Source organism: Thiothrix unzii (assembly GCF_017901175.1).
Lineage (GTDB): Bacteria > Pseudomonadota > Gammaproteobacteria > Thiotrichales > Thiotrichaceae > Thiothrix > Thiothrix unzii.
Genome location: NZ_CP072793.1, coordinates 418,647 through 438,705, shown reverse-complemented (window position 1 = coordinate 438,705; position 20,059 = coordinate 418,647). Strand labels below are relative to the sequence as shown.

The window sequence follows — 20,059 nt, the reverse complement described above, 5'->3', positions numbered from 1 at the left end:
CATTAACTCCTGCGGCTCTCGCCTGCTGAATCCCGCAAGCCGAGCGGGGTTTGCCTCCATTCCACTGCAAAACCGTTGGTGTAACGCAGGTCAATACGCCGTACATTACCCAGCTTACTCGCCAGTTCCCGCTGAAAACCGACCTTGAACCGAGCGATCCGTCGCTCGTGTTCTTCTGTGCCAATCAATACTTCAGGGCCGCCCTTGAGCTTCATACGCCATGAACCACTGGCATCTTCCGTCAATTCCGACAACTCCAGCGGTAAACCACGCAACCACTCATTCACGGTAATAAAACGTTGCGCCATTTCCCGCCCCTTATCTTCAGGGCTATAAAGCGTTGGTAATGTGGCTCCCGGCAATTCCGCCGTAAACAACTCACCAAATTGATTCATAATCCGCTCTTTTCCCCAAAACGCCAGCGGACGCTGTTCTTCTACCACCACTATCAAGCGATCAGGCCATGATTTACGCAATGTCACACTGCGTACCCACGGTTGCGTTTCTAAATCCACTTCCAACGCTTCCGCATCCAATAAATACAGATTGGTTTGGGTGTATTTTTCAATAACCTTGCGCATCTCTTCATCTTTGATAAATTTCAAGTCACCTTGAACATCAATCTGACTAATGGGCAGGTTTTTTGGATTATTCAACATTGTCCGCCCAGCAAGCACCCCGCCAAGCACCACCATGACCAAAGCCACGACCGCACCCAACTTCAACCACCGTGGAGGTAATTGCTTCAGGTTAAAGCCTGAAGTGGCACGTTTTGGTGCAGGGCGACGACGTTGAGTCATGACAAAGTAGTCTCCAAAATACGTACAACCAGCGCGTTAAAGTCCAAACCAATGGCACGCGCACCCATCGGAATGAGGCTGTGATCAGTCATACCGGGGTTGGTATTGACCTCAATTAACCACGCTTTACCTTGTTGATCACGCATCATATCGACACGCCCCCAGCCACGCCCGCCAACCGCATCGAATGCTTGTTGTGCGAGGACTTGCATTGCCTGCTCTTGCACTGTATCCAGTCCGCAAGGGCAATGGTAACGGGTGTCATCGCGCAAATATTTAGCTTCGTAATCGTAAAACTCACCCGGCACTTCCAAGCGAATCAACGGCAACGACTGCCCCGCGACGATCCCAGCGGTATATTCATCGCCAGTCACCCACTGCTCCGCAATCACCACCGCGCTGCACTGTGCCGCTTTGTGGTAAGCACCCTCCAGATCCGCTGCAAGCGTCACTTTGCTCATGCCAATGCTGGAGCCTTCCGTCGCCGGTTTTACCATCAACGGCAAACCCAATTCAGCCACCACACCCGCGAAATCGGTTTGTGCAGTCAGCACCCGGTAAGCCGGAGTCGGCAACCCAGCTCCTGCCCACACGCGCTTGGTCATCAGCTTATCCATACTGATTGCGGAAGCCATTACGCCGCAGCCGGTATAGGGGATACCTAAAATTTCTAACGCACCTTGCAATACACCGTCTTCGCCGCCCGCACCGTGCAAAATATTGAACACCCGGTCAAAATTACCGGCCTGCAATACACTGATAATGTCGCGGTCAACATCAATTCCATGCGCATCGACACCGCTGGCCTGCAACGCTGCCAGCACCGCCGCGCCACTACGCAAGGACACAGGGCGTTCTGCCGCCCAACCGCCGAACAATACCGCCACCTTGCCAAATTTTTCCTGCATTGCCGCTTGAATCATTATTCGCCCCCTTTCATGCTGAGTTTTTCTGGCAAACTGGCTGCTAAACCACCAACACTGCCCGCGCCTTGGGTCAAAATAATGTCACCATCCTGCAAAATGTGTTTCAACACACCCGGCACATCTTCCACATCGGCTACGAAAATCGGGTCAACTTTGCCGCGAATCCGTACCGCACGCGCTAATGCACGCCCATCCGCACCCGGAATCGGTTGTTCGCTGGCGGCATACACATCCATCAGCACCAATACATCGGTTTCGGACAACACTTGCGCAAAATCTTCAAACAAATCGCGGGTACGGGTGTAACGGTGCGGCTGGAAAATTTGCACTAAACGCCGCTCAGGCCACGCATTACGCACCGCATCCAGCGTTGCTTTCATTTCACGCGGGTGGTGTCCGTAATCATCAACCAACGTCGCTTTTTTACCCACGGCAAAACTAATATCGCCGTACTGTTGGAAACGTCGCCCCACACCGTCAAATTTTTGCAAACCCGCGATAATGGCTTCGTCTGCCACGTCCAGTTCTGTCGCAATAGCAATCGCTGCCAAAGCATTCAAGACGTTATGGCGACCCGGAAGGTTCAAGGTAATATCCAAACTGGCCTTGCCGCGCGGACGATGCACCGTAAACAAGCTTTGTGTACCCACAAACCGCATATCCGTGGCTTTCACATCCGCAGCTTCATCATCAATACCGTAAGTCACGATAGGACGGCTGACTTGCGGCAAAATTTCACGCACGTATTCATCATCCACGCACAATACCGCCAGCCCGTAAAACGGCAAATGGTGCAAAAACTCAATAAACGTCTGCTTCAATTTGGCGAAATCATTGCCATAAGTTGACATATGGTCTTCGTCAATATTAGTCACGACAGCAATCATTGGCTGTAAGTGCAGGAACGAAGCATCGCTTTCATCCGCTTCTGCCACCAAATATTCGCCCGTACCCAACTTGGAATTGCTCGCGGAACTATTCAACTTACCGCCAATCACGTAAGTCGGATCCATCCCGCCCTCCACTAACAAACTGGTTGTCAAGCTTGTGGTGGTGGTTTTTCCGTGCGTACCTGCTACCGCAATGCCTTGGCGGAAGCGCATTAACTCAGCCAGCATTTCCGCACGCCGGATAATCGGAATGCGTTGTTCACGTGCCGCGACGATTTCCGGGTTGTGGCTATCAATCGCAGTAGACACCACAATAACATCCGCGCCTTGGACATTTTCTGCCGTATGGCCTTTATGAACTGTCACGCCCAACGCTGCCAAACGGCGCGTCATGGCACTTTCGGACAAATCCGAACCTGATACCGTATAGCCCAAATTCGCCACCACCTCGGCGATGCCACCCATTCCTGCGCCACCGATACCGATGAAATGCAAGCGGCTAATGCGTTTCCGAGCGAGCTGGTCGTTGCCTATTTTCATTGTTGTTTCCCTGCTGTGTTGTCGAAGTCATAACCAGCGTAAGCTGCGCAAATCGCCGCTACCTGAGCGGTTGCATACGGTTTCGCCAATTGCCGCGAAGCGATGCTCATTTGGCGCAATTTCACGCGGTCAGTTCCCAAATCTTGTAAAATCGCCGCTAACTTTTCAGGCGTTAGCTCACGTTGCTGTACCAGCAAAGCCGCACCGTTATCGGCAAGGTATTTGCCATTGGCGGTTTGATGATCATCCACTGCATGAGGGAACGGCACTAACAGCGCAGCAACACCGGCTGCTGCCAATTCCGCCACGGTCAATGCACCCGCACGACAAATCACCAAATCTGCCCACGCATACGCTTCCGCCATATCTTCAATAAACGCGGTGACATCCGCCGTCACCCCTGCCGCTGCGTAATGCTTACTCGCATCTTCAAGGTTTTTACCACCCGCCTGATGCCGTACCTGCGGACGTTGTTCTGGCGGTAATTGCGCCAGTGCTTGCGGAACCATTTGGTTCAACGCTTGCGCACCCAAGCTACCGCCCACCACTAAGACGTGAATCGGCTGGTCATCACGATCGGCTAAACGCTCCAACGGTGCGGGCAAACCAGCAATGTCTAAACGTACCGGATTGCCGGTTGCCATGACTTTGCTACTGTTTGAAAACGTACCGGGGAAGCCTTCCAACACGCGCCGCGCCACCCACGACAGCAGGGTATTAGTCAAACCCGCTACCGCATTTTGCTCGTGGATCACCACTGGCTTGCCCAATAACGCCGCTACCAAACCACCGGGGCCTGCAACAAAACCGCCCATACCCAGTACTGCTGCGGGTTTGTGCTTCACCATGATTTGCACCGACTGCACCAAAGCACGCACCAAATTCACCGGAGCCAACACCAAGGTTTTCCAGCCTTTACCGCGTAAACCGTTGACATCAAGCCATGCCACTTCAATACCAGCCGCTGGAATAATCCGTGCTTCCAAGCCAGTGCGCGTACCCATCCACACCACCGGAATGCCTTGCGCCATCAACGCACGTGCCACGGCTAAACCGGGGTACACATGACCGCCCGTGCCACCGGCTGTAATCATAATGGGACGTTGTTGCTGGCTCATGCGCTAGTTCTCCTTATCGTTGCGGCTTTGCGCGTATTCGTTGCTTTACGCTCTGGCAAACCAAAACGGGCAACACAATTTTCACGGTGGACGCGCATCAATAACGCCATTGCCATTAACGTCACCATCAAACTACTGCCGCCGTAACTCATCAGCGGCAAGGTCAAACCTTTCGGCGGCAACATCCCCAGATTCACCCCGATGTGCAGAATCACCTGAAACCCCATCCAAAAGCCGATGCCGTAAGCTACATACGCGCCAAAATGTTTACCGCTTTTATCGGCCTGAAAACCGATCACAAACGCGCGTAACACCAGCCAACCGTAAAGTGCCAACACCACCAAAATACCGATAAAGCCGAATTCTTCCGCTAAAATCGAGAAAATAAAATCGTTATGCGCTTCCGGCAAATAAAGTAATTTCTGTACGCCACCGCCCAAGCCCGAACCAAACCAGCCACCTTCGCCAATCGCCATTTGCGCATTAACCATTTGATAACCGATGCCCGATTCGTAATCCCATGGGTTTAAAAACGCTTGTAAACGCCGTCCGCGATACCCCATGAAAGCCAAGGGAATCATCACTAAAATCGCCCCGCCGAGCAGGATGCCTAAGCGTTTCAACGGCACACCACCCAGAAACAACAAAGCCAGACCCGTAACAAATATAATCACGGTGGAACCAAAATCAGGTTCCATCAGCAACAACGCCCCGGTAACAGCCAGCACCAGCAACGGAATTAACAACGGCTGATACGACGGAGACAACGCGAGATTTTTACCGTGACGCACCAAATAACCTGATAAATACAACAACATAATCAGTTTCGCCAACTCCGACACTTGAATCGAGGCAAAACCAAAATTCAACCAGCGACGGCTGCCATTGACTTCATTACCAATGCCGGGGATCAACACCAGAATCAACAGCACCAACACCAATGGCAACAAACGTACTCCCAATTGCTGCCAGAAACGCATGGTGATCTGATACAACGCAATCGCAAAGACGACCCCAACACCTAAAAACATTAATTGCCGCTCTAAGAACACATACGGATCAGCGTATTTTTTCTCCGACACCCACAAGGAAGCCGAAGCCAGCATCACAATGCCAATGCCCAGTAATGCCAACAATGCCACCAGCAAATCACGGTCGACATAACGCCCCCACGTGGTTTGGGTTAACATTTCAGTTGGCGTTACTGGCGTATTCATGGCAAGCCTCGCACTGCATCGCTGAACACATCACCGCGATGCCCGTAACCTTTAAACATATCGAAACTGGCACAGGCCGGAGACAGCAACACATTATCACCGGGTTGAGCGAGTTCTGCGGCGACTTCCACCGCGTCTTCCATGCTTTGTGCCAGTAAATAAGTCACGTAACCTTCCAGCACATCAGCGATTTTATTACGGTCTTCACCGATTAAAATCACCGCACGGGCTTTTTCCGCTGCAACCGGGCGTAATGGCGAGAAATCCGCACCCTTACCTTGTCCGCCTGCAATCAGCACTGTTTTGCCGGATAAACCTGCCAATGCCGCGAGGGTTGCACCAACATTCGTGCCTTTGGAATCGTTGTACCAATTCACCCCTTGACGTTCGCGTACCCACTGGGTACGATGCGCTAAACCGGTAAATTCACACAATGCTGTCAGCATACCCGCCAACGGAATACCTGCCGCTTCACCCAATGCCAACGCCGCTAACGCATTTGCCAGATTATGTTCACCCGGCAATTTCATCGCATCGGCTGCCAGCAACAGGGTTTCACCTTTCGCCAACCAACGCCTGCCGTTGTGTTCGCGCACCCCGTAATGACCAGCCGCCGGAATATCCAAACCGAAACTAACACTTCGACTGCGCTCAACATCCGTCCAATCTGCCAACATCGCCATTACCAGCGGGTCATCACGGTTCACCACCGCGCAGCCGCAATTGTGGTAAATCACTGCTTTGGTGGCAGCATAATCCGCATAACTGTCGTAGCGATCCAGATGATCTTCACTGACATTTAGTACCACCGCAGATACTGCTTGCAGCGATTGCGTGGTTTCCAACTGAAAGCTGGAAAGCTCCATCACGTACAAATCCGGTACGGGTTGCGCCAATAAATCCAACGCCGCGTAACCCAGATTGCCGCCCGCGTAAGAACGCATACCCGCTGTTTTTGCCATTAAATCGACCAGCGTGGTGACACTGCTCTTCCCATTAGAACCAGTAATCGCAATCACCGGAGCTTGGGCTTCGCGCACAAACAGCTCAATATCACCAATAATCGCCGCGCCGCGTTCACCCGCAGCCCGAATTTCCGGGGTAGCAATGGCAATACCGGGGCTTACCACCAGCGTTGCTGCCTGCGTAAACAATTCGCTTGCATCGCTAAATGCCCCAAACGCATAAGGTGCTGCGGGGAACTGCTCCAGCAACTCATCCTTACCCGGTGGATTAACACGGCTATCCACCACCGCAAACGCAATGCCGCGTGAATGCAGATAACGCGCAACCGACAGCCCAGTCTGACCGAGGCCGACCACCAGCGTGTTCCAGTTGTAAGCAGTTGTTGCCATATTCACGTTACCCATTAACGAATCTTCAATGTTGCTAAACCAATCATGACTAAAATGACCGTTACGATCCAAAACCGCACAATCACTCGCGGCTCAGGCCAACCCTTTTTTTCATAGTGGTGGTGCAACGGAGCCATCCGAAAAATACGCTTGCCACCAGTTGCCTTGAAATAGCCGACCTGCAAAATCACCGACAGGGTTTCCAGCACGAAAATCCCACCCATAATCGCCAGCACAATTTCCTGACGTACCACCACCGCGACGATCCCTAACGCTGCACCCAATGCCAACGCGCCGACATCGCCCATAAAAACTTGCGCTGGGTAAGTGTTGAACCACAAAAAGCCCAAACCTGCCCCGAAAATTGCCGCGCAAAACACCACGATCTCACCAACCCCAGCGACACGCGGCACACCCAGATACTGAGAAATACCCGCATGACCACTCACGTAAGCGAAAACAGCTAAACCACCCGCCACCATAATGGTCGGCATAATTGCCAAACCGTCCAAGCCATCGGTTAAATTAACCGCGTTACTCGCGCCCACAACCACCAGATACACCCACGGAATGAACAACCAACCCATCTGCCAATTCGCATCCTTCAGGATCGGCAAAAAGAACGTGGTTTCCACCGGGCTTTGCGCAGAAAAATACAGGTAAAACGCCGCTGCGAAGCCAATCGCGCTTAAACCCAGGTATTTTTGACGCGCGGTTAAGCCCATATTGCGACGCTTTTTCAGCTTGATGTAATCGTCCAAACCGCCGACCAAACCAAAGCCCACGGTGACACCCAACACCACCCAAACGTAGCGGTTAGTCAAATCCGCCCACAGTAACGTAGCCACCCCAATCGCCAGAATAATCATCACCCCACCCATCGTCGGGGTTCCTGCCTTCATTTGGTGTTGCGGCCCGTCTTCGCGGATGTATTGCCCAATCTTCAAACGTGTTAACGCCCGAATCATTCCGGGGCCTGTCCACAACGCGATAAACAAGGCGGTCAACAATCCCAAAATAGCGCGTAAAGTCAAATACTTAAAAACGTTAAAACCGCTGTAAAAATCACTTAAAAAATCAAATAGCCACACCAACATTATGCAGCCTCCTGTACAGCAACGGCTGTCAATGCATCCACCACCCGTTCCATCCGAGCCGAACGCGAACCCTTCACTAACACGTGAGTTCCCGCGTGTAATGCAGATTGCGCCGTTGCTAACAAGCTCTCTAAATCGTTAAAAGCGTAACCTTTTGCGCCAAACGCAGCACTCGCTGCGGCACTCAAGCTACCCAAGGTGTACATTTCATCCACGCCCAACGCTGCCGCTTGCTGCCCAATCGCAGCATGCAACTGCTCGCCGGTTTCGCCTAATTCGCCCATATCGCCCAATATCAACATTTTTTTTCCTTTTAAGCCCGCCAATACCGCCACTGCCGCTGCGGTCGACGTGGGGTTGGCATTATAAGTATCATCAATCACCAAACCGCCGTGCGCACCCTGCTTCGGGCATAACCGCCCTTTCACCGGTTGCAAACATCCTAAACCTTGCACAATCGTGGCTAACGGCACATTCAGTGCCAACGCTGCTGCCGCTGCCGCCAACGCATTCATCTGATTGTGGCGACCCAACAATTGCAGGTTCACCGCCAAAGTTTGCCCTTGGGCTTGCAGATAAAACTGATTATCTGCATCGGTAAAACCTTGCACATCCGCTGCGTTATCCATGCCAAAACGCAACACCTTGCGCTGTGGATTCAGGCTTTGCCAGTAATCCGCGTAAGTATCATCCGCATTAATAACCGCTACGCCTGCCGCACTCAAACCGTTGAAAATCTCACCTTTGGCACGTGCGACTCCAGCAATATCGCCGAAACCTTCCAAATGCGCCGCACCTGCATTGTTCAGCACTGCCACATCCGGGCAAGCAATGCGCGTCAAATAATCAATTTCGCCGAAATGGTTTGCCCCCATTTCAATCACTGCGTATTGATCGCTTGCACGCAACCGCAACAAGGTTAACGGCATTCCAATATCGTTATTCAGATTGCCTAATGTGGCTAAAGTTTGCCCTTGCAGCGACAAAATCGCGGTGAGCATTTCTTTCAGCGTGGTTTTGCCATTGCTGCCAGTCAAGCCAACCACTGGTTGTTGGTATTGTTGCCGCCAAGCCGCCGCTAACCGCCCTAGAGCCAAACGCACATCGTCCACTACCACTTGCGGAATCGCTGCATCCACGTACCGCGATACCAATGCGCCACTGGCTTTACCAGCTACTTGTGGTAAAAAATCGTGCGCATCAAACCGCTCACCGTGTAACGCAATGAACAAATCACCCGCCTGCACCGCCCGCGAATCACGCTCTACCCGTGTCACTGCAACATCCTGCCCGTGCAATACACCGCCGGTCATTTGTGCCACTTGTGTCAAAGTTAACCATGTCATGCCGCACACTCCTGCAACGCTTGCGCTGCTTGTTCGCGGTCATCAAATGGCACTGTGCCAGTAGCTAAGATTTGTACGGTTTCATGGCCTTTGCCAGCAATCAACACGGTGTCACCGGGTTGCGCCTGAGCAATGGCAAGACGGATAGCGGTAGCGCGGTCGTGCTCAAACGTCACGTCCGCAGGATGAGTAAAGCCCTGCATAATGTCCTCAAATATTTGGTATGGATTTTCAGTGCGCGGATTATCGTCGGTTACGATCACCACGTCAGCACCTGTTTCCGCCATTTGAGCCATTAATGGGCGTTTACCGCGATCACGATCACCACCACAACCAAATACACACAGCAACCGCCCACGGGTATGCACCCGCGCCGCTTTTAACACCTGCTGCAATGCACCGGGGGTATGCGCATAATCCACCACCACCAGTTTGCCGTTACCTTCCCCACTGCCACTGAGCGAAGGCGCAGTGACACGTTCCATCCGTCCAGGCACAACCCAAACCTGCTGCAAACACGCCAAGGCTTGCGCCATCGGCACACCTTTTGCCAACAACACACCTAACGCTGCCAACAAATTGTGTAAATTAAACTGCCCCAGCACCGGAGCTTGCAATACACCTTCGCCCCATGCACTGACCACCTTGGCACGAATGCCTGCATGATCAAATACGGTATCAGTTGCCACCAAAGTATTCGCCGGATAATCCGCTGGATTACCGACCGCATAACCGATGATTTGTGGCGCAGAATCTGCTAAATCAGCCGCCAATTGCCGTCCGAACGCATCATCGCGATTCAACACCACCGCGCGTAACCCGTCCCACAAAAACAACCGACGTTTCGCAGCCGCATAAGCTTCAACCGTACCGTGATAATCCAAGTGGTCACGGGTTAAATTACTCAGCACCGCCACGTCAAAGCGCACGTTATTCACGCGCCCCTGATCCAATGCGTGCGAAGACACTTCCATCGCCACACATTGAAAACCTTCATCACGTAAACCACGCAATACACCCTGCACTGTCAATGCATCCGGCGTAGTGTGCGTCGCGGGGCGCAACGCACGCGGTTCACCGATGCCAATCGTGCCAATGACGGCGGCGGATTGTGGCTCAAGTGCGTTCAACGCCTCTGCCACAAAGTGCGTAATCGACGTTTTACCATCAGTCCCAGTCACGCCCACCATGAACAAATCCGCAGTCGGCGCGTGATAAAAACGCTCGGCAATCATTCCCAACGATTCCCGCAAAGCAGGCACGGGAACTAAAGGCACGGGCAAATTGGGCAAATTCAAACCATCTTCAGGTTCGTATAGCACCACGCTTGCACCGGCTTCCACAGCGGCAGCCGCATAATGCAAACCGTGTTGGCGCGTGCCACGCAAAGCCACAAAAGCCATGCCCGCTTGAATCTGGCGATTATCCAAACTCAACCCAGTCACATTGACCGCTGGTACATCAACAACCAAATCAAGCAACAGATCCGCTAATGGCATGGATTGCATCATGTTGCCCCCTCTGTAACAGGCTGTGCCGGAGCAGGCACTACCGCCGGTTTAGCAACGGGTAAATTATCCGGGGGTATATCCAATAAACGTAACGATTCCGCCATTACTTTAGCGAATACGGGTGCAGCCGCACGCCCACCACTGTCATCCACTTTCGGCTCATCAATTTGCACCGACACCACCAAGCGTGGACGACTCGCAGGCGCGATGCCAATGAAACTGGTCAAGTAACGATCATCGCGATAGCTATTATTAATATATTTGTAAGCTGTCCCGGTTTTACCCGCAATCCGATAACCATCTACCATTGCCTTTTCACCCGTGCCACCTTTTTGCACCACTGCTTCCATCATGCGTAATACCGCGCGTGCCGTTTCTGGAGCCATCACCTGTTGCGGCTGCCCAGCCTGTTCAACTTTGTAAATATTGGTAGGCATTAACAAACCATTCGCCGCCAATGGCCCGTAAGCACGAGTCAACTGCAACAAACTGGTCGATAAACCGTAACCATAACCGTGAGAGGCGCGATCAACTTTACCCCACTGTGCGTAATTGGTGAGCTTGCCTTGCGTCTCCCCGGAAAAACCCGCGTCTGGCGCACGTCCAAAACCCAAACGGCTCAAAAACATCCAATGCTGCCGCGCATCCATCAATAAAGCGACACGGCTTGCACCCACGTTACTGGATTTCGCCAATAACATTGGTAAGCTGACTGAACCGTAATCTTTCGGGTCTTTCACCACGTATTTACCAAAATTGATCTTGCCCGGTGAGGTATTAATTTCCACATCCGCACCCAATACCCGCGCCTCCAAGGCAGCAGCGATGGTCAACGGCTTCAAGGTTGAACCCGGCTCAGATTTATCCGTAACGGCACGATTGCGGTACAAATACGGCTCAATGGCTTCACGATTGTTCGGGTTAAACGATGGCACGTTCGCCATTGCCAAAATCTCACCCGAATGCGCATCCAAGACCACCACTGAACCGGCTTTCGCATTCAATTCGCTCACGCGGGTTTTTAATTCTTTGTAAGCCAAATACTGAATACGACGGTCGATGCTCAAATAAACGTCCTGCCCTGGCTGCATTTCTTCCAAGCGCACCACGCTTTCCACCAAACGCCCGTTAGCGTCACGCACCACGCGCGTCTTACCGTTTTTACCACCGAGTAAACTATCCTTAGCTTTTTCAATGCCCTCAATACCGTCATCATCCAAGTTGGTCATGCCCACGACATGCCCAGCCGTTTCAGCCAAAGGGTAATAACGCCGGTATTCGCGGGTGGAACCAATTTCCGGCAAACCTAAATCTTTAATACTTTGCGCAACTTCCAGCGGCAAATGCCGACCCAAATACAAAAAATGTTTGTCGCCTGCATCAACCAGTTTTTTCAGCAAACCACCTTCAGGCATCGCCAAAGCTTTCTCAATCGCCCGAAAACCGCTTTCCAAACGCGCGAAATCAGTAGCCGCTAACTCATGCGCTTCATCAGCTTCCGCGCCGTCGTTACCCACTGTGGCATCGGTAACTTTGCGGGTAAGCTCGTATTGCTTTTGTAATTTTTCACGCGCTTTCAGTAAATCTTGCGGGTTACACCACAACGACTCAACCGGCGAACTAATTGCCATTGGTTCACCGTGACGATCCAGAATCATACCGCGATACGCAGGCACAACCACTTCACGTAATTGGCGTTTATCCGCCTGTTTTTGCAACCACTCTTGCTGAAAAATTTCTAACCAAGCTGCACGCAACAATAAAATCCCAATCACAACCAACAAGGCAAGCATCAGGAAAAGCCTCCTGCCTTGAAAAACGGGTGATTTTAATTGTCTGCGTTTCACTCTCGGATAACCTTCAATTCATTAGCGGCGGGTTTTTTCATACCCAAACTTTCTTTTGCCTGTGTTTCCACATGGACTTGGTTTAATAACGTGCTGTGTTCCAGCTTCAAGCGACTCCAATCTGCACGTAAGCTGTCGCGCTCCTGCTCCAGTTTTTGCACTTCTGCAAATAAACGCCGCGCTTCGTGCCGATTTGCCACCACCAATAACGCCAAACCGATGACCAGCACATACAACACCAGTAGCGTCATCATGTTAAAGCGATTCATGCGACGCGCTCGCCGATGCGCATAATCGCACTGCGTGAACGCACATTACCTTGCACCTCCGCATCACTGGGGCGCACGGCTTTACCGATCAAACGCATCGGCGGCTGTATCATTTTTGGCATCACTGGCAACCCCCTTGGGATATTGGGTGGCGTAGAAACATCGCGCAAATAGTGTTTAACAATACGGTCTTCCAACGAATGAAAACTAATCACCACCAAGCGTCCACCGGGAGCCAGAGAATCAACCGCGTGCTGCAAGCACGCTTCAACGTCATCCAGTTCCTGATTCACTTTGATACGAATCGCCTGAAAGCTGCGGGTGGCGGGGTGCTTGCCCGGTTCACGTTTACGAATGACACTCGCGATTAAATCAGCCAACTGCGTGGTGGTTTGTAAAGGCGTTTGTTGGCGGATTCGCACAATTTCACGCCCAATCTGGCGAGAAAAGCGTTCCTCACCATAACGCCACAGCACATCAGCAATCTCCGTATCGCTGGCCTGATTCAGCCAATCGGCAGCACTCAAACCTTTGGAAGTATCCATGCGCATATCCAACTGGCCTTCGCGCATAAAACTAAACCCGCGTTCAGCATCATCCAACTGCGGTGATGACACCCCCAAATCCAACAATAACCCATCAATCTTATCCGTAACCCCCGCCGCTAATACTGCCTGCGGAAAATCCCGGAATGACCCGTGCCAAACAAAAACCCGTGCGTCATGTGCGTAACGTTCACGCGCATGGGCAATCGCTACCGGATCTTTATCTATCACGATTAACCGCCCATTCGCGCCCAATTGTTGCAACAGCAACGCCGAATGCCCGCCACGCCCATAAGTGCCATCAACATAAATACCGGCAGGTTGAATTGCCAAAGCAGCAACCGCCTCATCAAGAAGCACCGTGTCGTGCTTCCAGATCTCCCCTATTGAAGCCACCATTACAGTAAAACCTGACTGAGAATCGCCGTAGCTTCAGGGCTTTGTTGCGCATCAAGCAACCAACTATCACGGGCTTTATCCCAAGCATCCGCATCCCATAACTCAAACTTGGTTGCCTGCCCGACTAATACCACATGCTTATCAATAGCTGCATATTCACGCAAGGGCCATGGCAATAGGACGCGGCCTTGCGCATCCAACTCCACTTCGGCGGCATGACCAAGCAGCAAGCGTTGCATGTGACGAACACTAGGGTTCACGTTAGGCAAAGACATTAGGGTTTTCTCAAGTTTAAGCCACTGATCCATTGGGTAAATCAGTAAACATTTATCCGCGTGGTCAACAGTGATAATTATTTGCCCATTTGCAGCTTGCGTGAGCGCATCACGGTGCTTAGCAGGCACTGCCAAGCGTCCCTTAGGATCGACTGTGATGTGAGAGATGCCACGAAACATGCCCGAAATTCCACCTTTGCAGGGAAACAAACCCACTTATTTCCACTTTTTTCCACTTGAAAAGGAATATAGGCAGACATCCACATACTGTCAACGAAATTCCGAAGAAATTACTTTAAAGTTAAATAATTAGCGTTTTAAAGTGAAAATTTATTCAATTTAAAATAATAAGTTTTGATTTATTTCAATAGCTTAGAATAACAACATGACAACTTACATGCAGTGTGTAAGCGAAGATATTCTAATAAGAAGCCCGCCAGACAAGCGGTAAAGAAAAAGAATAGAGAGCTGACCTATAAGCCGGGTTCTGTCGAGGACAATCATTCATCTGGGATGTACGTCACCGTACACCTCAAGCAACCTACCCGGGTGCAGTGCGGGTCACACCATAGCACCCCTATTTGGTTTTGCTTCAGACGGGGTTTGCCGTGCCGTCGACTGTTACCAGCGACGCGGTGCGCTCTTACCGCACCGTTTCACCCTTACCGACGAGCGAACTCGCAGGCGGTTTATTTTCTGTTGCACTTTCCGTCGGCTCACGCCGCCTAGGCGTTACCTAGCGTCTTACCCTGTGAAGCCCGGACTTTCCTCCCTCCTGCAAGCAGGACAGCGATTGCCCAGTCAGCTCTCAGGCTGCACCATAACAGATAGTGCCTAACGATGCACCTGCGGTTGCACATCCACCTGCGACACAACACCCCAATATTGCTGAAAACGTTCAGGGAAAAACGAAGGGTAACGACTCGCGCCCCACCACAACAACAATGTCGCCAACGCAAATACCAACAGTAAATCCACCAAGCGGCTAATAATCCAGTTTGACACAAGCACTCCTTACAGCGACCGTTATAGGAAACGGTGAAAAGCTCCTCACCGCATATATAGACCAAATTACGGTAACTGCGGTAAAAATCTACGGCTCACTTGACTATCGTATTTCTATATCCGCTGGACGGGTTATACCTGCATCGCGCCGAATCTGTTACAGTTCGACCTCAAACGAGCTAGGGGTGCTTGCATGTGCAGGCTGAGATTAGACCCTTGGAACCTGATACGGATGATACCGGCGCAGGGAATGCTCCATTGGAGTGCTATTCCCCGCCACAATGGAGCAAAAAACATGAGTGCAATACCCGCAGCCTTCTTAAAAAAAACTGCTGAACTTTCTAGCGAAGTCACCAAACCCTTTCCCAACTCCCGCAAAGTTTACGTGCAGGGTTCACGCTCAGACATCCGTGTGGGAATGCGAGAAATCGACCAAGACTCAACCTCTGCCAGCTTTGGCGCGGAAGAAAATCCGCCGATTCCGGTTTACGATACCTCCGGCCCATTTACCGACCCTAACGTTACCATCAACTTGCTGGAAGGCATTCCCGATGTGCGCCTGAACTGGATTTTGGAACGCAACGACACCGAACAGCTCGACGGCCCTACTTCGGATTTTGGCCTAGCCCGTCAAAACGACCCGAAACTGGCACATTTACGTTTCGCACACCTTCGCGCTCCGCGTCGCGCCAAAGCGGGCAAAAACGTCTCGCAAATGCACTACGCCCGCCAAGGCATGATTACCCCGGAAATGGAATACGTCGCCATCCGCGAAAACCTGCGCTTGCAAGAATTACGCGCTGACCCGCGTTATAGCAAATTGCTACGCCAGCACGGTGGACAAGCATGGGGCGCAAACCTGCCTGCGGAAGTCACCCCCGAATTCGTGCGTAAAGAAGTAGCGGAAGGTCGGGCGATTATCCCCGCGAATATCAACCACCCCGAACTCGAGCCGATGATTATCGGGCGCAATTTCCGCGTCAAGATCAATACCAATATCGGTAATTCGGCGGTCTCCTCTTCCATTGAAGAAGAAGTCGAAAAAATGGCATGGTCGGCACGCTGGGGTGGTGACACCTTAATGGATTTATCCACCGGCAAAAATATTCACGAAACCCGTGAATGGATTCTGCGCAATGCGCCCATGCCCATCGGCACAGTACCCATCTATCAAGCACTGGAAAAAGTGAACGGCAAAGCCGAAGACCTGACATGGGAAATCTTCCGCGACACCCTGATTGAACAGGCGGAACAAGGCGTGGATTACTTCACCATCCACGCAGGCGTGCGCTTGGCGTATGTGCCGATGACCGCAGATCGTGTTACCGGCATTGTGTCACGTGGCGGCTCAATCATGGCGAAATGGTGCTTGGCACATCACAAGGAAAACTTCCTGTACACCCACTTTGAAGACATTTGCGAAATCATGAAAGCTTACGACGTGAGCTTCTCGCTGGGTGACGGCTTACGCCCCGGTTCTGCTGCGGATGCCAACGATGAGGCGCAATTCGCTGAACTCGAAACCTTGGGTGAATTGACCAAAATCGCTTGGCAACACGACGTGCAAGTGATGATCGAAGGCCCCGGACACGTGCCGTTGCACATGGTCAAAGAGAACATGGACAAGGAATTGCAGGACTGCTTTGAAGCACCCTTCTACACCTTGGGGCCATTGGTTACGGACATTGCGCCCGGTTACGACCACATTACCTCCGGCATTGGTGCGGCAAATATCGGCTGGTACGGTTGCGCGATGTTGTGCTACGTCACCCCCAAAGAGCATTTAGGCTTGCCGAATAAGGAAGATGTGCGCGTCGGCATTATCACCTACAAAATTGCAGCACACGCGGCGGATTTGGCGAAAGGTTGGCCGGGCGCACAAGTACGTGATAACGCCATGTCGAAAGCTCGTTTTGAATTCCGGTGGGAAGACCAATTCAATCTGGGGCTAGACCCGGATCGGGCGCGTGAATACCACGATGAAACCTTGCCGAAAGATTCCGCGAAAGTGGCGCATTTCTGCTCGATGTGCGGCCCGCATTTCTGCTCGATGAAAATTACCCAAGACGTGCGCGATTACGCTGCACAGCAAAAGGGTATGCAGGAAAAAGCGGTCGAATTCGTAAAAATGGGCGGAAAACTGTATCACGAAGCCTAAATTTTACCGCGCGAATTTTTCGGTGCATTTGTCACTATTTTGGTAAAATGCGCCAATGGAAGAATCGCTATCATTTGTCGTCACGCTCGAAGGCGGGCAGCCCTCCGTGCAACTGGTTGTACTGGAGGGTTATCGCCATCCGAGTAACATTCTTGAAATCCCGTTTGGTCTGTTGGATTTCCGTTCGCTTGTGCGCAGCGCACAGGCAACAGGTGATTACTGGATCGTCAACAGCACCCCGGATTTACCCGAATTTCAGGTGGAATCTGCTATTTTTGTGCGCCACCGCGACGGTAAAATCTTATGGGATTTGGTTTACGAGCATTACGAACCCTTCCTCGAAGTGGAACTCGACACCAGCGAAGACGAACCTGATGACGAATACGAGGAAAATGTCATCACTTTGACGTTTAACCCTTACCAGTACGTCAGTGCGATGTACCAATTTTGCCAACTGTACCCACAATTTCATCCGGTGACATTTCAGCCAGCCACGGCGGAAGACAGTCAGCGACTGGAGCAGTTTTTAGGGCCGTTGTACATTTTGTGGCGACGTTATGGCGAAGCTTACGGCGCGATTGATACCGAAGGTAAACTCATTAGCGACAGCGATAATTTTGCACGCCAAGCCGAAGAACAGTGGACAGACGAAGTGCTGCGTTCATTACTGGAAATGCGTTTCGGGAAGATTTTAGGCAATATCGACGCTTATTTAGATTCTTTACCCGAAGACGTGCTGGAAAAACTTGAAGCCGACAGCGAAAGCATTGAAAAAGCATTAAATGAACGCTGGGAGAAACTGGTGAATTCATTGACAGAGGAAGAGGCGGAAGCCTTAGAAAATGATCAAAGTGCCAGCAAATTTCCCAACAGCCTCAAACTACGCCTGATGCGCGAGTTTCTATCAGGAAATCCATCGGTGTTACTGGGCCATCACCCGTTTGATACCGACAATACTGACAACCCCGACAAGGTCGTCAGCATTGCGAATTGGCGCAAAGAAAAGCAGTAATTACAGCAGCGCGAAGCCAAACACTGTAAACAGTACCGCTGCACCTGCACCCGCGAGCAGCGCGTAAGGCAGTTGTGAAGCGGTGTGATCTACAACATCACAACCTGCCGCCAGTGACGAAATAATCGTCGTATCGGAAATCGGCGAGCTATGATCGCCAAAAACACCGCCGGACACGACTGCACCCACCACCAAATACACATCCGCACCGGTAGCAACCGCCAAAGACACCCCAATCGGCATCATAATCGAGAAGGTTCCCCAACTCGTTCCCGTGGCAAATGCAATCACCGCCGATAGCAAGAAAACCAATACCGGAATCCAGCCAGCCGACAACCAACCTTGCGCCAATGATGCTAAATAGTTACCCGCATCCAGCTCTTTTACCAAATTACCAATCACAAACGCCAACACCAAAATGGTCACAATCGGCAACAACTCACCCGCACCGGCAAACATACTGCGGAAATAATCTTGCCGACTCATGCTGCCCAAGATAACGTATTGCACAAACGCTACCAATAACGTCGCTAATACCGCGTAAAATACCGAAGTAGAGCCACTACCCGCAAAAATCGTATCCAAGAACGTTTGGCTTTCTAATGCTTTACCCTCACCCAGCAAACTCGCTTGCCCGGTAAAATACAACGACAACGGCATCATCCCAATCAACACCGCCAAGGGCAACAACATGCGGCTAAGGTGCACACCTTCCGGCGGCACAGGAATATTAACGGGCGTGGTGTTTTCTTCAAAACGGCGCATTGGCCCAATATCCCAGTTACGCAAAATCACTACCAGCACCAATAACAATGCCAGCCATGCATAAAAATTATAAAAGATAGATTTCAAAAGAATTTCAACGGCACTGCCGCTCAATACTCCGGCGGTAATTTGCGTCGCCAACAACCCCAGCAATAATGCCCCCAACCATTCAGGGGAATCAAAGAACAGACCGGTGCGGAAGTCGCATCACAAATGTAAGCCAGTTTCTGGCGCGACACCCCGTATTTATCACATAGCGGACGCGCCACCGTACCTGCCACCAACGAGGTAATCGAGGACTCAATAAAAATTACTATTCCAATCAGATATGCCAGCAACATCGCACCGCGAGCTGAGCGCACCGCACGACTTTTCTGCGTCAAAAAATGTACCAGCCCTGCAACGCCGCCGCTGTCCACCATCAAGCGAATCACTGAACCGACGAACAGCGAGAAAATCAGGGTTTTCACCACCCAACCTTCCGCAAACAACGCCACAATGCTGTCAAGCATTGCCAAAACAGCATCCAGCGGTTGGTAATTATTGAGGATCAAAAAACCGGCGAGAATCCCCACCGTTAAAGAAATAAGCACATCGCGCGTCACCAATGCCAGCGTAATCGCTAACAAGGGTGGCAAAATTGACAATACACCGTAATCCATGAAGCACTACTCATAGGAAGGACAAACGCCGTGAAGCATAGCACAAGCATGGAATAAGCAGGTAAGCGCATTTATTTGAATCGATTATCAGATGCGCAACAGCGAACTAAACACAGCCGCTGTGAATTCGCGGTTTAATTCGCGAACGGTGACAGACCATTTAATGTCAGAACGACGTTCAATAACACCAACAGTGTCATCAAAACAATCGCAACATACAGTCCCTTAATTGAGGGTTCCATTACATAACTCCAAAAGATAACACACACGAGTCACATGCTAGTGACCGGGCGCATTGTATGCAAAGCACTACACGACTAAC

18 protein-coding genes, 1 other RNA gene and 1 riboswitch are annotated in these 20,059 nt (G+C 51.4%); of the genes, 2 read left to right on the top strand and 17 right to left on the bottom strand.

All coding sequences use genetic code 11. The annotated features are described in order from the left end of the window. Window positions 1-2 precede the first annotated feature (2 nt). The 15 genes from J9260_RS02485 to J9260_RS02415 form a co-directional block, all read right to left on the bottom strand. Window positions 3-800: a cell division protein FtsQ/DivIB gene (locus J9260_RS02485; RefSeq protein ID WP_210219481.1), complete on the bottom strand. Its 798-nt coding sequence runs from the start codon at window positions 798-800 to the stop codon at window positions 3-5. Continuing rightward, window positions 797-1,723, bottom strand: coding sequence for a D-alanine--D-alanine ligase (locus tag J9260_RS02480; RefSeq protein WP_246499601.1), 927 nt, complete (start codon window positions 1,721-1,723; stop codon window positions 797-799). The genes J9260_RS02485 and J9260_RS02480 overlap by 4 nt, the downstream gene beginning before the upstream one ends. Beyond that, window positions 1,723-3,156 (bottom strand): UDP-N-acetylmuramate--L-alanine ligase, encoded by a 1,434-nt coding sequence (murC, locus tag J9260_RS02475; RefSeq protein WP_210219480.1) that lies wholly within the window; start codon window positions 3,154-3,156, stop codon window positions 1,723-1,725. Before murC ends, J9260_RS02480 begins: the two co-directional genes overlap by 1 nt. Beyond that, complete coding sequence (gene murG / locus J9260_RS02470) at window positions 3,153-4,274, bottom strand: undecaprenyldiphospho-muramoylpentapeptide beta-N-acetylglucosaminyltransferase (protein WP_210219479.1); 1,122 nt, start codon at window positions 4,272-4,274, stop codon at window positions 3,153-3,155. The genes murC and murG overlap by 4 nt, the downstream gene beginning before the upstream one ends. Then, window positions 4,271-5,491, bottom strand: coding sequence for a putative lipid II flippase FtsW (ftsW, locus tag J9260_RS02465; protein WP_210219478.1), 1,221 nt, complete (start codon window positions 5,489-5,491; stop codon window positions 4,271-4,273). The genes murG and ftsW overlap by 4 nt, the downstream gene beginning before the upstream one ends. Beyond that, window positions 5,488-6,861 (bottom strand): UDP-N-acetylmuramoyl-L-alanine--D-glutamate ligase, encoded by a 1,374-nt coding sequence (gene murD / locus J9260_RS02460; RefSeq protein WP_246499599.1) that lies wholly within the window; start codon window positions 6,859-6,861, stop codon window positions 5,488-5,490. The genes ftsW and murD overlap by 4 nt, the downstream gene beginning before the upstream one ends. Further along, window positions 6,861-7,943 carry a phospho-N-acetylmuramoyl-pentapeptide-transferase gene (gene mraY / locus J9260_RS02455; RefSeq protein ID WP_210219477.1) on the bottom strand — a complete coding sequence of 361 codons (1,083 nt, stop codon included), beginning with the start codon at window positions 7,941-7,943 and terminating at the stop codon, window positions 6,861-6,863. The genes murD and mraY overlap by 1 nt, the downstream gene beginning before the upstream one ends. Then, entirely contained in the window at window positions 7,943-9,289 is a 1,347-nt protein-coding gene (locus J9260_RS02450; protein WP_210219476.1) for a UDP-N-acetylmuramoyl-tripeptide--D-alanyl-D-alanine ligase, read from the bottom strand. Before J9260_RS02450 ends, mraY begins: the two co-directional genes overlap by 1 nt. Continuing rightward, window positions 9,286-10,800, bottom strand: coding sequence for a UDP-N-acetylmuramoyl-L-alanyl-D-glutamate--2,6-diaminopimelate ligase (locus tag J9260_RS02445; protein WP_210219475.1), 1,515 nt, complete (start codon window positions 10,798-10,800; stop codon window positions 9,286-9,288). The genes J9260_RS02450 and J9260_RS02445 overlap by 4 nt, the downstream gene beginning before the upstream one ends. Then, on the bottom strand, window positions 10,797-12,593 hold the full coding sequence (locus tag J9260_RS02440; protein WP_210219474.1) for a peptidoglycan D,D-transpeptidase FtsI family protein: 1,797 nt from the start codon (window positions 12,591-12,593) through the stop codon (window positions 10,797-10,799). Before J9260_RS02440 ends, J9260_RS02445 begins: the two co-directional genes overlap by 4 nt. A 50-nt stretch (window positions 12,594-12,643) precedes the next feature. Continuing rightward, window positions 12,644-12,916: a cell division protein FtsL gene (ftsL, locus tag J9260_RS02435; RefSeq protein ID WP_210219473.1), complete on the bottom strand. Its 273-nt coding sequence runs from the start codon at window positions 12,914-12,916 to the stop codon at window positions 12,644-12,646. Continuing rightward, window positions 12,913-13,860 (bottom strand): 16S rRNA (cytosine(1402)-N(4))-methyltransferase RsmH, encoded by a 948-nt coding sequence (gene rsmH, locus J9260_RS02430; protein ID WP_210219472.1) that lies wholly within the window; start codon window positions 13,858-13,860, stop codon window positions 12,913-12,915. The genes ftsL and rsmH overlap by 4 nt, the downstream gene beginning before the upstream one ends. Then, window positions 13,860-14,315, bottom strand: coding sequence for a division/cell wall cluster transcriptional repressor MraZ (gene mraZ / locus J9260_RS02425; RefSeq protein WP_210219471.1), 456 nt, complete (start codon window positions 14,313-14,315; stop codon window positions 13,860-13,862). Before mraZ ends, rsmH begins: the two co-directional genes overlap by 1 nt. 280 nt (window positions 14,316-14,595) lie before the next feature. Continuing rightward, window positions 14,596-14,944: RNase P RNA component class A (gene rnpB / locus J9260_RS02420), an RNA gene on the bottom strand. 25 nt (window positions 14,945-14,969) lie between these two features. Then, a complete protein-coding gene (locus tag J9260_RS02415) occupies window positions 14,970-15,140 on the bottom strand; it encodes a hypothetical protein (RefSeq protein ID WP_210219470.1) in 171 nt (56 codons plus the stop codon). 171 nt (window positions 15,141-15,311) lie between these two features. Next, a riboswitch (TPP riboswitch) is annotated at window positions 15,312-15,408 on the top strand. A gap of 27 nt (window positions 15,409-15,435) precedes the next feature. On the opposite strand from J9260_RS02415, the gene thiC reads away from it, so the two are divergent. Both thiC and J9260_RS02405 read left to right on the top strand, forming a co-directional pair. Then, on the top strand, window positions 15,436-17,298 hold the full coding sequence (thiC, locus tag J9260_RS02410; RefSeq protein ID WP_246499597.1) for a phosphomethylpyrimidine synthase ThiC: 1,863 nt from the start codon (window positions 15,436-15,438) through the stop codon (window positions 17,296-17,298). 55 nt (window positions 17,299-17,353) lie between these two features. Continuing rightward, entirely contained in the window at window positions 17,354-18,310 is a 957-nt protein-coding gene (locus J9260_RS02405; RefSeq protein ID WP_210219469.1) for a hypothetical protein, read from the top strand. Here the strand turns inward: J9260_RS02405 and J9260_RS02400 are convergent, their stop codons facing one another. Beyond that, window positions 18,311-19,228 (bottom strand): Na+/H+ antiporter NhaC family protein, encoded by a 918-nt coding sequence (locus J9260_RS02400; RefSeq protein ID WP_210219468.1) that lies wholly within the window; start codon window positions 19,226-19,228, stop codon window positions 18,311-18,313. Beyond that, window positions 19,186-19,737, bottom strand: a complete 552-nt coding sequence (locus J9260_RS02395) for a Na+/H+ antiporter NhaC family protein (RefSeq protein WP_210219467.1) — start codon at window positions 19,735-19,737, stop codon at window positions 19,186-19,188. Before J9260_RS02395 ends, J9260_RS02400 begins: the two co-directional genes overlap by 43 nt. Window positions 19,738-20,059: the final 322 nt, after the last annotated feature.